Genomic DNA, 13,659 nt, shown 5'->3' on the forward strand with positions numbered 1-13,659 from the left:
GTCAACGAGTTGGCACGCAACGTCCACACCCACCCCACACTCAGTGAGGCACTGCAGGAAGCGATCCACGGCCTCGCCGGCCACATGATCAACCTCTGAAGAACTCCGATCGATCAGAAAGTAGCAGACCTCAGTGACATCTACTGGCAGTACTGAAATCCACGCACTCCCAGCCACCGATCCACCCCGAGACTCCAATCCCTGGGTCGCCATGACTGCGATCGCACTCGGCGTTCTCATCGTTTCGCTCGACGGCACGATAACGGCAGTGGCCAATCCGGTTCTTGTCGTCGATCTAGGCGCGAGTCTCTCTGGTTTGCAATGGATTACCAACATTTATCTGCTCGCGATGGCGGCAACGCTCGTTCTCGCGGGAAGGTTGGGCGATCGCTTCGGACGACGATCTGTGTTCCTTTCTGGGATCGTCGGTTTCGGGCTGGCATCAGCGGGAATTGCCTTGGCGCACAGTGTAGAAATGGTGATCTTCTCGAGACTCGGCCAGGGAATTTTCGGCGCACTGATCGTCACCAACGCTCTGGCATTGCTTCGGTCCGTCTTCTCCGAGGCAGCACTTCCGAAGGCGCTTGCGGTCTTCGCATCGCTGATCGGCGCTTCATCCGCCGCCGGCCCCCTGATCGGCGGATTGCTGATCGAGCACACCAGCTGGCGATGGGCCTTCTTGATCAACGTCCCCGTTGCGGCGATTTCCCTCGCTACAGGATTGTTTCTGCTCCCCAAGGGCCGGGTCGTACGGACTGTAAAGTTCGACGTCCTGGGTTCGATCTTGCTGACGAGTTCACTCCTCGCCATAACCTATGGACTTATAAAAGCCCCCGAAAGTGGTTGGACTAATTGGCATGTCATCGGGTGGCTGGTCGGTGGAACCGTCACTGGTTTGGCCTTCGTAGAAGCGGAGCGACGCGCATCGGATCCTTTGGTGCCGCTTCGGCTATTCGCTGACCGGTCAATCACACTCGGAGTCATCCTGACAATCATCTCCTTCTTTGCGCTTGTCGGCTCACTGTTCTTCATTCTCTTGTTTTTGCAACAGATCAACGGTGACTCCCCCATGGCCGCTGGACTCCACATCCTCCCGATGAGTATCGCGAATGTAATCGCTTCGAGCAGTTGCGGTTGGATCATCAAACGGTACGGCGCACGTCCGCCCTTGTTTATGGGAATGTTGCTCAGCGCAGTGGGATTCCTACTGTTCACCACCATCGAACCACACGGAAGCTACCTTTCTCTGGCCATTCCGTTTGTGGTACTGGGCCTGGGAATCGGGTTTGTGATGACTGCGTCAGTCCAAGCGATCCTAGGGAATGCGAACGTCGCAGACGCCGGACCTGCCGCGGGCGTCCATCAGACCTCACTTCAAGTTGGCGGTATCCTCGGAACTTCAGTGCTCGGAGCCGTGATGGCGGCGGCATCCGCAGCAAAGTTCCACGAAACACTACTGGGCAACGTCATTCCCGACTTCATAGTCGATCGAGTCTCGGAAGATGCGGTTCGCGCCGTCGCCCAGGGCACCACACCAGTCGTGACAGAAATTGACCCGGCTCTTTCCCTCACACTGCGATCAGCGACAGAGACTGCATTCATGTATGGGCTGCAGACGACGATGTGGGTGGGCGCCATCGTCTCCCTGATTGGCGCGTTCGTCTCGATCGGAATCAGAAGAGGGCGAGTCACGAAAACAGCCACTCACATCCACTGAACGGATCACTCCTGCTCTCCGGTCCGCCCGCCGTACGTCGCAATCTTGTACTCCGTCGCAGCCAAAGACAACGTGAGCTCCTTGATCTGCCGACGAACGGTGTCCCGGTGCTCGAGCAGCATGTCGAGCCTCTCCGGAACTGTCCCTTCACCGGCGTCGACCAGTTCGACGTAGTGCTGCAGGTCACGAATCGCCATGCCTGAAATACGCATGCGGGTCAGAAACACCAGCCTGCGAACAGATTCCGGGCCGTACACACGATGTCCGCTCGAGTCACGATCGACCGTGACCAGGCCGATCTTCTCGTAATAGCGCAGGGTATGTGCCGAAACATCCAGTAGGTCCGACACTTCGGCGATCGACATCGGATCTTCGACGTCCCCTGCATCGACGAGCCGGTGAATGACCTCGATCGACATGGGCCCGTCCACTTCCCCAAGGGCCTCGAGCGCCCTACGCATCAAGTCTTCGGTAGCCATGACTCCCAGCCTAGAACGGGCGGACAGGTCCGGCAGCATCCGCGAAATCGGCGCTGCGAGCGAGGTCGGCCCAGACGTATACCTCGGCGAGATTCTTCCGATACGACGCGGAGACACGCTCCACGGCTTCCTTTCCGAGTGGCAGACGAAGTGGCACTTTCTCGCTGTGCACAAGCGAGGTGATGATCTCTGCCGCCTTCTCCGGATCACCCTCCTGAACACCGTCTGCGGCCGCCATGTCCCGCAGAACGGGATCGAGCACATCACGGTATTCCGATGATGATTCGGCGAAGCTCAGAACGCCAGGTGTGTTGAATGCTGTACGGAATCGGCTGGGCTCGACGATCATCACCCGAACGCCGAACTGCGCGACCTCACCGGCGAGAGCCTCCGACCAACCCTCGAGAGCGAACTTCGACGCCGAGTACGCCCCGACACCGGGAAACGACATACGGCCGCCTTGACTGCTCATCTGCACGATCGTCCCGCTGCCCTGCACTCGCATCGACGGGAGGACGGCGCGCACCATCGCGGCGGGTCCGATCAGGTGCAGTTCCATGAGATCCCGCAAGGTCGAATCGTCCACCATCTCCGCCGCGCCGACCATCCCACGACCGGCATTGTTGACCAGCACGTCGATGCGACCGAAGCGCTCGAGCGCATATTCGACGACGCCCGGAGCCGCTGCGGTGTCTCTGACGTCGAACGTCACCGCCGAGAACCGATCCGGATTCGCCGACGCAATATCTGCAACGGACTCGGGACGACGAACTGCAGCGACTACCGCGTCGCCCGATCGAAGTGCAGACAGTGCGAGTTCACGGCCGAAACCCTGAGAAACTCCGGTGATGATCCAGGTCTTTGTTGTCATGGTCGGCAACGCTAGGGGTTAGAGCGCGCTCCAACGCAAGCCTGTGGTTCTACCGCCGAACTACACGCCGGCCCACACCGGTCGTTCCCCGCGAAGGAAACCGTCGACGCCGGCTTTGAAGTCGTCACTGCTGTAGATCATGCTCATCAGATCATCGTTGTCGGCAATCACTCGGGTTCTGATGCGTCGCAGGGACTCCCGAATAGTCCAGACGGTCATCGGGGCGGCGGCAAGTAGATCGCGAGATACCTGGGCAGTCAGGCTCGCGAACTCGGTCTCTGTTGCACAGTCGCTGAGGAAGCCGTTCCGCAGAGCCTCGTCGCTCGACATGACCCCCGCCCGAGCCACCAACGACATCAGACGCGAACTGCCGATCCTGTCCGCCAGCAACGCCACGGAATGGACCGACAACGAGTTTCCGAGCGTGCGCGCGATCGGGAGGCAGAAGCGGGACCCCTGCGTCGCGATCCGCACATCGCACGCTGCCGACAGCAACAGCCCTGCTCCCGCGCACACACCGTCGATGACCGCGAGGGTGGGAACCCTCACTTTCTCGAGTTCGGTCAGTACGCCGACGAACCGGCTTTCGTAGTCGAGCCCGTCCTGAAAGCTCGAGAAGGTTTGAAAGTGGCCAATGTCGGAGCCCGCCGAGAACGCCTCTCCCCCAGCACCTCGGAGAGTGAGTAACCGAATCTCGCGGTCGGAGTCGGCGCGCCGGCAGGCTCCGGCAATGGCGTCGTACATCTGCGGGGTCAATGCGTTGCGCTTTTCCGGCCGGTTGAACACGACGTCGAGGGTCTCGCCACGACGGATGATCAAGATTTCTTCGTGCGTTTCAGTCATGACACTCACGTTATTTCCGGTAGAGAAAAGTCGAAACACATTGCACTTGAATATCTTTGCGAATTCTCGATGCAAAGTTGCAGATAGTGCGAACGGAGAAGCGTCGACGAGGCCAGGAGACGGTGATGCCAGAACCGAACCTCGCCGACGCAGTATCAAAGGGGCGTCATGCCACGACAGCAAAAAGTGTCATGCCACGACTGTGCGCTGTGGCACGCCCGAATACTGGCTCAGCGGCCTGATCAGTGCATTCGACTGCCCCTGCTCGATGATGTGCGCCGTCCATCCGGTGATGCGGCTCATCACGAAGATCGGCGTGAACATCTCGACGTCGAAGCCCATGAGGAAATATGCAGGGCCCGTGGGGAAATCGAGATTCGGCTTGATTCCGGTGGCACTGACCATGGTCTTCTCGAGGATCTCGTACATCTGCACCCACTTCTCGCCGTCGGTCGCTGCCGCGACGTCGAGGAGGGCCTGCTTCATGGTCGGAACACGCGAATCACCGTTCTTGTAGACGCGGTGCCCGAAGCCCATGACCTTCTCCTTGGCAGCCAACTTCTCCGACATCCAGGCTTCGGCGCGGTCGGGGTCGTCGATCTCGAGCATGTCGTGCATGACAGCTTCGTTTGCACCGCCGTGCAACGGGCCCTTGAGCGTGCCGATAGCAGCGGTCACTGCGCTGTAGATGTCCGAAAGTGTGGACGTCACAACACGAGCGGCGAACGTCGAGGCGTTGAAGGAGTGCTCCGCGTACAGGATCAGCGAGACCTCGAAGGCCTTCACGATCGCCGGCTCCGGAACAGCACCGAAGCACATGTTCAAGAAGTTTTCGGCGAAACCCAGGTCCGACTGCGGCGCGATGGGATCCTGACCGCGCCGGCGGCGGAAATCGGCTGCGACGATGGTCGGCAGCACAGCCGTCATCCGCAGCGCCTTGGCCAGATTGGCCTTCTCCGAGTTGTCGTCCTCCGCCGGATCCTCGGCGCCGAGGTAGCTGATCGCCGTGCGGACAACATCCATGGGGTGGCAGTTGTCCGGCATCTTGGTCAGAAGCGAGAGCAGTGAGCGGTCGGCACGACGGGCCGCACGCTCACGCAGGCAGAGTAATTCGAGCTGCTCGGGAGTCGGCAGTTCGCCGTACCAGAGCAGGTGCGCAACTTCTTCGAAGCTGCAGTTCGCGGCAAGGTCCTGCACTGCGTAACCGCGATACGTCAACGAATTCGTCTCGGGCACTACCTTGGAGATAGCCGTCGTATCGACGACAACTCCGGCCAAGCCCTTGTAGATCGTCGGAATCTGTTCGGTCATGTCCTACTCCCCTCCAAGCTGAAATTGAAAATGCCACTGTCGAATTCGTTGTAGCGCTCGTACTCGAGAATCTCGTACAACCTGCTGCGATGCTGCATTTCGCCGAGCAGTCCTTCTTGCGTGCCCTCCGCAAAAATCTCGCGCAGACCCTTTTCGATAGCGAACATCGCCAGCCGAAGGGTGGTCACGGGGTAGATGACGGCGTTGAAACCGATCTCTTCCAATGTCTTCGCCGAAATGAGGTTCGACTTCCCGAACTCGGTCATGTTGGCGAGGAGCGGAGTGTCGACTGCTGCGCGGAACTTCTCGAAGTCGGCCTCGGTGGCAAGAGCTTCGGTGAAGATCAGATCGGCACCGGCATCCACATAGGCCTTTGCTCGCTCGATCGCCGCGTCGATACCGTCGATTCCGGCAGCATCGGTGCGCGCGCAGATGACGAAGTTCGGGTCACGACGCGCCGACACTGCAGCACGAACACGGCGAACCATGTCTTCGGTGGGCACAATTGCTTTGCCGTCGAGGTGCCCGCAGCGTTTGGGGTTGATCTGATCCTCGAGGTGCAGACCGGCTATTCCGTCGTCCTCGAAGATCGTGACCGTGCGGGCCGCGCTCATAGGTTCACCGAAACCGGTGTCGGCGTCGACGAGCGTCGGGAGGTCCGTGACGCGCGCGATCTGCTTGCTGTGGCCGGCGACCTCGGTCAAGGTGGTCAGTCCGATGTCGGGAAGCGCCAATCCGGCGGAGTACGCACCACCTGAAACGTAGACACCCTCGAACCCGATTTCCTCAATGAGCTTGGCTGTCAGCGGATTGATCGCACCCGGGAGTCGTTGAATCTTTCCGGACGTCAGTCCGGCCCGGAAGGCAATCCGCTTGTCGGCTGCAGACGTCGCGGCTGCGATGAGGCCCGACATCAGAAAAGTCCCTTGGCGACCTTGGGAGCCCGAGCGAGAACGTCTTCGGAAACGGTGAAGGTCAGCTGATCGAGTTCGCCTGCCTTCAATTCGGCGGTGCGCTGAGCCGCATCGAGGAAGCGGTCCTGTTCGCTCGGCTCGATGACGCCCTCGGCGAGGGTGCGGAATTTCGCGACGTACTGATCGCGAGCGAACGGACGTGCGCCGAGCGGGTGCGCATCGGCCACCGCAAGCTCGTCGACGATGACTTCGCCGCTCTTCAAGGTGATCTCGGCGCGAGCACCGAAAGCCTTCTCGTCCGGATCCGTCGAGTGGTAACGGCGTGTCCATTCGGGATCTTCGCGCGTGGAGATCTTGTTCCACAGCTCGATCGTGTCCGCGCGCTGTGCACGCTCGGACGCGTAGGAATGTTCGTGGTGCCACGTACCGTCCTGTAGCGCAACGGCAAAGATGTACATCACCGAGTGGTCGAGGGTTTCACGCGAGGCGGTCGGGTCGAACTTCTGCGGATCGCCGGAACCGGTGCCGATGACGACGTGGGTGTGGTGGCTGGTATGCAGGACGATCGAGGCGATCTGGTCGAGATCACCGACACGAGAACGCATTCGGCGAGCGAGGTCGATCGGCGCCTGGCTCTGGTACTCCGCGGAGTGTTCTTTGGTGTACGAGTCGAGGATGGCGCGCTTCGCCTCACCCGAACCGGGCAGCGGAACGTGGTACTCCTTGTCCGGGCCACCGAGTAGCCAGGCGATGACGCCGTCTTCGCCTTCCCAGATCGGTGACGGTGCGCCCTCACCGCGCATCGCGCGGTCGACCGCCTCTACGGCAACCTTGCCTGCCAGCGCAGGCGCGTACGCCTTCCAACTGGATATCTCGCCCTTGCGGGACTGACGTGTCGCCGTCGTGAGGTGCAGCGCCTGGCCGATTGCCTGGTAGACCGTCTCGGTGCCCAGGCCCAGCAAAGTTCCGATACCTGCCGCAGCCGAGGGGCCGAGGTGTGCGACGTGGTCGATCTTGTGCTCGTGCAGGCAGATAGCCCGAACCAGGTCGATCTGGATCTCGTAGCCGGTCGCCAGACCACGAATCAGGTCTCGACCGTCACGGCTGGTGTGCTGAGCGACGGCGAGGATCGGCGGGATGTTGTCTCCGGGGTGCGAGTACTCGGCGGCGAGGAACGTGTCGTGGAAATCGAGTTCACGAACCGCGACACCGTTGGCCCAGGCGGCCCATTCAGGCGAGAACGTACCGGGGATACCGAACACGGTGGAGCCCGGCGTATACGGATGCGACTGTGCTTGCGCCCGCGCATTCACCACGGGACGGCGCACCAGGGAAGCTGCGGCAACTGCCGCGTTGTCGATGATCCGGTTGACGATCATGTCGGATGTGGCATCGGTGACGTCGACGGAATCCGTCGCAACTTCCGCGATCTTCCACGCGAGGTGGTCTTCCTTGGGGAACTCTTCGGCAGAGCGGTGAGTGCGTACGAGATGCGTCTTCATCGGTCCTCTTCTCACGTTCTTCGGTATCTATTTGCACGCTACGCAGCTCATTCACCTCGGGATAGGCCCTCGCAATTGCCTATTTGTGCAATGACAATGCTGCAATGTTGCGAATGTTGCGAATAGCTTCTCGGTAGGGTGAACGCGATCGGCACCGAGGAGATTCGATGAAGAAGATGTACGCGGGAGCGCGGCTGCGACGGCTGCGGGAGGAACGAAACCTGTCACAGTCCGCACTGGCGAAGGCACTCGAACTCTCCCCCAGCTATGTCAATCAACTGGAGAACGATCAACGACCGCTGACGGTGCCCGTCCTTCTCAAGCTCAACGCCGAGTTCGATCTCGACGTGCAATTCTTCGCCTCCGATTCCGACGCACGCCTGGTTGCGGACGTTCATCACGCCTTGGCCGAAACTTCGGAATCTGGAGACGTATCTCTGGCCGAGGTGGACGAATTGGTGGCCCGCATGCCGGCGGTCGGACGCACCCTCGTGATGTTGCACCGCCGCCTTCACGCCGCGACAGAGCAGTTGGACCAGTTCTCGACGCAGTTGTCCGGCGAACCAGCGTCCGATGTGTCACTCGTACCGATGCCCTACGAGGAAGTTCGGGACTTCTTCTACGACCGAAAGAATCACATCGCCGTTCTGGACGACGCTGCCGAGCAGATGTTTCTGGACAACGGATTGTCCGTGGGCGCAGTGGATTTGCAACTGGCACGACTACTTCGCGATCAGCACGGCGTCACCGTGACGATCCGTACCGACGAACCCGACAAGCTCGGCCCCAAGCGTTACTACGATCCGAACAAGTCGGTCCTCACACTCGCCCGTCGTCTGTCGGCAGGACAACGCGCGTTCCAGATCGCAATGCAGTTGGCCTTCTTCACGCAGGCCGACATGATCGATTCCCTTGTCGCCGAGGATGAATCATTGAGCGCCGAGTCCGCAGCGCTGGCTCGCGTCGGACTCGCACACTACTTTGCCGGCGCACTGCTACTCCCGTACACCCAATTCCTGCAATCCGCTGAGGCCTTGCGGTACGACATCGACCTGCTCAGCCTCAAGTTCGAGGTCGGCTTCGAGACAGTCTGCCACCGGTTGTCCACTCTCCAACGACACGGCCAACGCGGCATCCCTTTCTTCTTCGTCCGAACCGATCGCGCCGGAAACATCTCGAAGCGTCAGTCTGCTACCGCCTTTCACTTCTCCAGAGTCGGAGGCAGCTGCCCGCTGTGGGTCATCCACGAGGCATTCGCGAGCCCAGGTCGCATCCTCACTCAGGTCGCGAAGATGCCCGACGGCCGGACATACCTCTGGGTGGCGCGCACTACCCACAGCGGCGGACTCGGGTACCTCGCACCCGAGCGCAACTTCGCCGTCGGACTCGGTTGCGACATCGGCTACGCCGATCGCATGGTCTACTCACACGGAATTCAGACGGACGACCCCGCGACCATCGTGCCGATCGGCGCGGGGTGCAAAGTCTGTGACAGGCCAGCGTGCTCTCAACGCGCCTTCCCCCAACTCGGCCGCTCGATCTCCGTCAGTGAGAACAGCAGCAGCCACCTTCCGTATCCGCAACAATAGGGCGCAAACAATAGGGCGCACCGACTCCACCTGCAGTTTCCCGGAGCTACGACGCTCTTCTGCTTCCATGGACGTCATGCAACCCGATGCCGTGACCCCTCGTCGACTGGTTCTTCGCCGCCTTTCGGCCGTGGCCGGTGTGGCCGGCATCGTGACTGGTTTGGTTGCCTTGATCGCAACTCAGTTGGACGTCGATCACAACATCGTGATCGTTCTGGCGTCAGTGGCGCCCTTGTTGATGATTGCTCCGCTGATCGGTGCCGTCGTCTCGGGTATCGGGCGTCAGTGGATCGTGTGCGCCGCCTCGATCCTCGTCCTTGGGTTGTTCGGATGGTCTGTGAGCCCGCTGTACATCGGCGGAACTGGGGAGTCGACGTCTGCGAACGGTCCATCGATTCGAATCATGCAGGCCAACTTGATGGTCGGTGCAGCGGATCCGGAGTCGCTTGTGGCGATGGTCCGCGAACGCGAGGTCGACGTGGTGACGGTCCAGGAGTTGACGTACCAGGAAGCCGACGCGCTCAAAGCCGCCGGGCTTGACGAGGTTCTGAGCCACCAATTCCTCGTCCCGTACACCGACGGTGGTGGCGGGGCAGGAATCTACAGTCGCTTTCCACTCTCCAATCCGCGTAGCCTCGACGGATTCTCACCCGAAACGCTGTCCGCAGAACTGAATGTCGGCTTGGCGCAGCCAGTCACATTGTTCGCCGTGCATCCGGCACCGGCGTACATCTCACCGCCTTCGGTGTGGGCGGACGAGCAGCGAAGGCTTGGGTCTTACATGGACAAAGTCGCCGGACGGGACAACGTGATAGTGAGCGGCGACTTCAACGCGTCGTACTCGAACAAACAGTTCCGGAATCTTCTCACGAACGGATACACCAGCGCCGCCGACCAATTGGGTTCCGGCCTGATCCCGACCTATCCGACCGACAAGCGGTATCCGGCGGTGGTCGGTATCGACCACATCATCACGAAAGGCGCCGTGGCGACATCCTTGGAACGGATCGAGATCGAGGGATCCGATCACCACGGCCTGATTGCCGACATCACGTTGTCTTGAGTAAATACTGGATTGAGCAAGCACCGGGGCATGGTTGTGCCCCGGTGCTCACGTCTTCAGTTGTCGCGATTCACGCCGCGGTGGGCGGACTGTTCCCGCCGATCGGCCGCTGGAACGGATCGATCGACATCGGTGGATAGAACACCGTTTTCCGATCCGGTCCGATCTCCACCCGCCACTCCGTGTGATGCAGCGTCCGATGATGATGACCACACAACAAGACCAGATTATCGAGATCCGTTGGGCCACCATCACCCCAGTGAACAATATGATGGGCATCGCACCACCCCGACGGAGTCCCGCACCCCGGAAACGCACACCCACCATCCCGAACCGCAAGAGCCCGCCGCTGCGGAACCGTCGCCGTTCTCGCTTCCTTACCGCAGTCGAGCGGAACACCATTCGCATCCAACAAAATCCGCGTCACGGTGCAGTCGCACGCCAACATCCGCGCGGTGTCGATACTGATCGGGCCCACCCAATCCGTCCACGCGAAACCCAGTTCTTCGGTGGACGGCAGGAGGTCCTTCAACGCTTTGAGGTCGGTCATGTCTTTCGCGGACGCGGTGCCCGTGATGTGCGGTTTCACTCCGCCCTCGATCGGACCCAACCCCGCCCGCTCGTACCGGCGCAACAACTCGCAAAACCCGTCCGCACGCCGTAATGCCGGAGTACGCGTGTCCTTCACGCCGTCCTTCTCCGGCGTCGGAGCCGACAGACTCGACAACAACGTGATCAGACGCGCCCCGTTCACAGCATCCAGGTCGCCCTTCACCGACACGCGCCCGTACAAACCTTTCGACGCGTAGAACTCGTTACGTTCGGAATCCTCGCCGACCGGGACGCCGTCCTCACGGTTTCCGTACTGCTTCTCGATTCGGCGGATCGCCGCCCGCACCGCATCGCAATCCGCAATATTCTTCGACGCCAACCCCAACAGGATCCCGCGGGCCTTGTCCACATCCGCCGGGGTCATGTTCTTGGGTGGATGCTGACAGAACGACGCCACCTGACGGGCTTTCAACGCGTCAACATCCCCGCGGTGAAACGCATCGCCCACAACAGGTTCGAGCATCAACAACCGCGCCAACCCGACCAGCAGACTGCACTCACCGATCTCCAAATTCGTCGAACCATGCAACCACAGCGCGATCGCCCGAAAACCCTTCCCGCCAAGAACCTCACGGGAAAACATCTCCACGATCAACAACACCATCCGCGATTGCAGCTCGTGCCGGACGCGCACCAGAGCCAGAACCTCACTCTTGAGGCCCTCACCGTCCAGCTGCCACGCATCCCGACTGTCCATACTCAAAGCTTAATCGAACATACTTTCGATAACCAGAGACAAACCGGACAACTTCAAACAGGTGGGTGGCTCGAGACCTATTGAAGTACAGGCTCGTTCACGACTGATACAGCGCTAGGTCGGAGTGACTATCGCAAAGTTCGGATCCGGCTCGTCGAGGTACCCGGCAAGTTCTGCGAGCTTCGCCGGGTCGCCGGAAACCGAGATGGTTCCATTCGCAATCTCGGCACCCAAGTCCACACCACCGAGCAGCACACCGAGTAAGTCGCGCCGACTCAAACTGAACATCGCATCCACAGACCCAGCATCTGCAGACCCACCTTCCACGTCGAAATGGATCAGAACTCCGTTGCAGAGTTCCGTTCGGTGAACGATGTTTTCGTCAGTGATGTTCCAATCGACGACGATGTGCGAGCCCGCTGCGCGCACTCCATCCACGCGCAGCGATACTGCATCGAAGACTTGACTTACCGACAGCGCTGCGGTGATGTCGGGCGCCGCGGCAACCGTGGGCGTCCCCACTGAGCCGTTGCGCAGTTCGTATGCACCGGTGAGGTAGAAGTTCCGCCATGTGCCGTTCTCGGCGCCGTACCCGAGTTGCTCGAAGGTATCGGCCTGCAGATTCTTGGCCTCGACGTTGTCCGGTTCAGCGAAGACCACGTAGTTCACCACCTGCGCAACCCAGCGAAAGTCGCCGCGCTCGTACGATTCCCGAGCTTTCCGTAACACTTCTGCTGATCCGCCCATGAACTCGACGTGACGCTTGGCCGATTCGACGGGTGGATGCTCCCACAGATGCGCAGGGTTACCGTCGAACCAACCCATGTATCGCTGGTAGATGGCTTTGACGTTGTGACTGACGGAACCGTAGTACCCGTGCGTGTGCCACGCTTGCGCCAATGCAGGTGGCAGCTCGATCGATTCGGCGATCTCGAGACCGGTCCACCCCTGATTGATTCGACGAAGTGTCTGATCGTGAAGGTACCCGTAGAGGTCGCGCTGCAATGACAGGAACTCGGTGAGCCGTTCGGTCCCCCACGTCGGCCAGTGGTGGGACGCAAACAGAACGTCGGATCGTGAGGCGTAACGATTGATCGATTCCGTCAGGTACGCAGACCAGACATGAGGATCTCGTACCAGGGCACCGCGAAGCGTGAGCAGGTTGTGGAGAGTATGAGTTGCGTTCTCCGCCATACACAGTGCGCGCAAATCCGGGAAGTAGAAGTTCATCTCGGACGGGGCCTCGGTTCCGGGCGTCATCTGGAATTCGATCCGAACGCCGTCGATCGTCTCCGTGTGACCTGTCTTCGAGATCGACACCGTCGGCGAAATGAGCGTCGGTGTGCCGGTTGAGGTGGTCTGCCCCAACCCGGCTCCGACGCTACCTCGGGGACCTCGGGGTAAGGCCGCTCCGTACATGTAGGCCGCACGTCGAGCCATTGCCGTTCCCGCATAGACGTTTTCCTCGACCGCGTGCTCCACGAGCCCGGTGGGTGCGACGATCACGCATCGCCCGGCGGCGACGTCGTCGTCGGTGGTCACACCTTTGACCCCGCCGAAGTGGTCGATGTGCGAATGCGTGTAGATCACCGCGACTACTGGTCGATCACCACGGTGTTCCCGGTACAGCGCGAGCCCGGCGGCAGCGGTTTCCCGGGAGATCAGTGGATCGATGACGATGATTCCGGTGTCTCCCTCGATCAACGTCATGTTCGACAGATCAAGTCCGCGAATCTGATAGATCGAATCCGTCACCGCAAAGAGTCCCTGCTTGGCGACCAACTTCGACTGACGCCACAAGCTCGGATTGACCGTTGGCGGGCAGTCCTCGTCAAGGAACGCGTAGGAATCGTTGTTCCACAGGACTTTCCCGTCCGAATCGGCAACCAGCCCCGGTTCGAGCGCGGCGACGAAACCCCGCTTCGCCTCGGTGAAGTCGGCGTCGTCGGAGAACGGTAGAGTCTCGGCGACTCGGGCGTTCGCGGCTTCGATTGCGGCCGATGCCGCACGTGGGTCGATCATAAGTCAGCCTTTCACGCCGAATTGCGGCAATGCGCATTG

11 protein-coding genes are annotated in these 13,659 nt (G+C 60.6%); 3 read left to right on the forward strand and 8 right to left on the reverse strand.

The features are described from left to right. Nucleotides 1-211 precede the first annotated feature (211 nt). Nucleotides 212-1,717, forward strand: a complete 1,506-nt coding sequence (locus PCS43_RS29500; RefSeq protein WP_209909844.1) for an MFS transporter — start codon at nucleotides 212-214, stop codon at nucleotides 1,715-1,717. Nucleotides 1,718-1,722: 5 nt separating this feature from the next. Here PCS43_RS29500 and PCS43_RS29505 read toward each other — a convergent pair whose 3' ends face one another. The 6 genes from PCS43_RS29505 to prpD all read right to left on the reverse strand — a co-directional run bounded on the left by PCS43_RS29505 (nucleotide 1,723) and on the right by prpD (nucleotide 7,637). Further along, nucleotides 1,723-2,196, reverse strand: a complete 474-nt coding sequence (locus tag PCS43_RS29505; RefSeq protein WP_065351397.1) for a MerR family transcriptional regulator — start codon at nucleotides 2,194-2,196, stop codon at nucleotides 1,723-1,725. Between the two features lie 10 nt (nucleotides 2,197-2,206). Beyond that, nucleotides 2,207-3,067, reverse strand: coding sequence for an SDR family NAD(P)-dependent oxidoreductase (locus PCS43_RS29510; protein WP_209909847.1), 861 nt, complete (start codon nucleotides 3,065-3,067; stop codon nucleotides 2,207-2,209). Nucleotides 3,068-3,127: 60 nt separating this feature from the next. Then, nucleotides 3,128-3,910 (reverse strand): enoyl-CoA hydratase, encoded by a 783-nt coding sequence (locus PCS43_RS29515; RefSeq protein ID WP_065351399.1) that lies wholly within the window; start codon nucleotides 3,908-3,910, stop codon nucleotides 3,128-3,130. 189 nt (nucleotides 3,911-4,099) lie between these two features. Then, on the reverse strand, nucleotides 4,100-5,221 hold the full coding sequence (locus PCS43_RS29520) for a bifunctional 2-methylcitrate synthase/citrate synthase (RefSeq protein ID WP_020909098.1): 1,122 nt from the start codon (nucleotides 5,219-5,221) through the stop codon (nucleotides 4,100-4,102). Further along, nucleotides 5,218-6,135 (reverse strand): methylisocitrate lyase, encoded by a 918-nt coding sequence (gene prpB, locus PCS43_RS29525; RefSeq protein ID WP_058226554.1) that lies wholly within the window; start codon nucleotides 6,133-6,135, stop codon nucleotides 5,218-5,220. The genes PCS43_RS29520 and prpB overlap by 4 nt, the downstream gene beginning before the upstream one ends. Continuing rightward, nucleotides 6,135-7,637: a 2-methylcitrate dehydratase PrpD gene (prpD, locus tag PCS43_RS29530; protein ID WP_007732586.1), complete on the reverse strand. Its 1,503-nt coding sequence runs from the start codon at nucleotides 7,635-7,637 to the stop codon at nucleotides 6,135-6,137. Before prpD ends, prpB begins: the two co-directional genes overlap by 1 nt. Before the next feature lie 167 nt (nucleotides 7,638-7,804). Between prpD and PCS43_RS29535 the strand changes: the two genes are divergently transcribed. Both PCS43_RS29535 and PCS43_RS29540 read left to right on the forward strand, forming a co-directional pair. Next, nucleotides 7,805-9,226, forward strand: coding sequence for a short-chain fatty acyl-CoA regulator family protein (locus PCS43_RS29535; protein ID WP_208690248.1), 1,422 nt, complete (start codon nucleotides 7,805-7,807; stop codon nucleotides 9,224-9,226). 67 nt (nucleotides 9,227-9,293) lie between these two features. Next, nucleotides 9,294-10,289: an endonuclease/exonuclease/phosphatase family protein gene (locus tag PCS43_RS29540; protein ID WP_050656987.1), complete on the forward strand. Its 996-nt coding sequence runs from the start codon at nucleotides 9,294-9,296 to the stop codon at nucleotides 10,287-10,289. 70 nt (nucleotides 10,290-10,359) lie between these two features. On the opposite strand, the gene PCS43_RS29545 is transcribed toward PCS43_RS29540, so the two are convergent. Both PCS43_RS29545 and PCS43_RS29550 read right to left on the reverse strand, forming a co-directional pair. After that, the gene (locus PCS43_RS29545) at nucleotides 10,360-11,598 is read right to left on the reverse strand and encodes an HNH endonuclease signature motif containing protein (RefSeq protein WP_209909850.1); all 1,239 of its coding nucleotides are present in this window, start codon (nucleotides 11,596-11,598) and stop codon (nucleotides 10,360-10,362) included. A 114-nt stretch (nucleotides 11,599-11,712) separates the two neighbouring features. Next, nucleotides 11,713-13,620: an alkyl/aryl-sulfatase gene (locus PCS43_RS29550; RefSeq protein WP_209909854.1), complete on the reverse strand. Its 1,908-nt coding sequence runs from the start codon at nucleotides 13,618-13,620 to the stop codon at nucleotides 11,713-11,715. Nucleotides 13,621-13,659: the final 39 nt, after the last annotated feature.

Source organism: Rhodococcus sp. C-2 (assembly GCF_027854095.1).
GTDB classification, from domain to species: Bacteria; Actinomycetota; Actinomycetes; order Mycobacteriales; family Mycobacteriaceae; genus Rhodococcus_F; species Rhodococcus_F qingshengii.

Bases quoted from the DNA above. Each gene is read 5' to 3' on its own strand.
- PCS43_RS29520 (WP_020909098.1), bottom strand. From the start codon at position 5,221: ATGACCGAACAGATTCCGACGATCTACAAGGGCTTGGCCGGAGTTGTC.
- prpB (WP_058226554.1), bottom strand. From the start codon at position 6,135: ATGTCGGGCCTCATCGCAGCCGCGACGTCTGCAGCCGACAAGCGGATT.
- PCS43_RS29505 (WP_065351397.1), bottom strand. From the start codon at position 2,196: ATGGCTACCGAAGACTTGATGCGTAGGGCGCTCGAGGCCCTTGGGGAA.
- PCS43_RS29535 (WP_208690248.1), top strand. From the start codon at position 7,805: ATGAAGAAGATGTACGCGGGAGCGCGGCTGCGACGGCTGCGGGAGGAA.
- PCS43_RS29515 (WP_065351399.1), bottom strand. From the start codon at position 3,910: ATGACTGAAACGCACGAAGAAATCTTGATCATCCGTCGTGGCGAGACC.
- PCS43_RS29500 (WP_209909844.1), top strand. From the start codon at position 212: ATGACTGCGATCGCACTCGGCGTTCTCATCGTTTCGCTCGACGGCACG.
- PCS43_RS29550 (WP_209909854.1), bottom strand. From the start codon at position 13,620: ATGATCGACCCACGTGCGGCATCGGCCGCAATCGAAGCCGCGAACGCC.
- prpD (WP_007732586.1), bottom strand. From the start codon at position 7,637: ATGAAGACGCATCTCGTACGCACTCACCGCTCTGCCGAAGAGTTCCCC.
- PCS43_RS29510 (WP_209909847.1), bottom strand. From the start codon at position 3,067: ATGACAACAAAGACCTGGATCATCACCGGAGTTTCTCAGGGTTTCGGC.
- PCS43_RS29545 (WP_209909850.1), bottom strand. From the start codon at position 11,598: ATGGACAGTCGGGATGCGTGGCAGCTGGACGGTGAGGGCCTCAAGAGT.
- PCS43_RS29540 (WP_050656987.1), top strand. From the start codon at position 9,294: ATGGACGTCATGCAACCCGATGCCGTGACCCCTCGTCGACTGGTTCTT.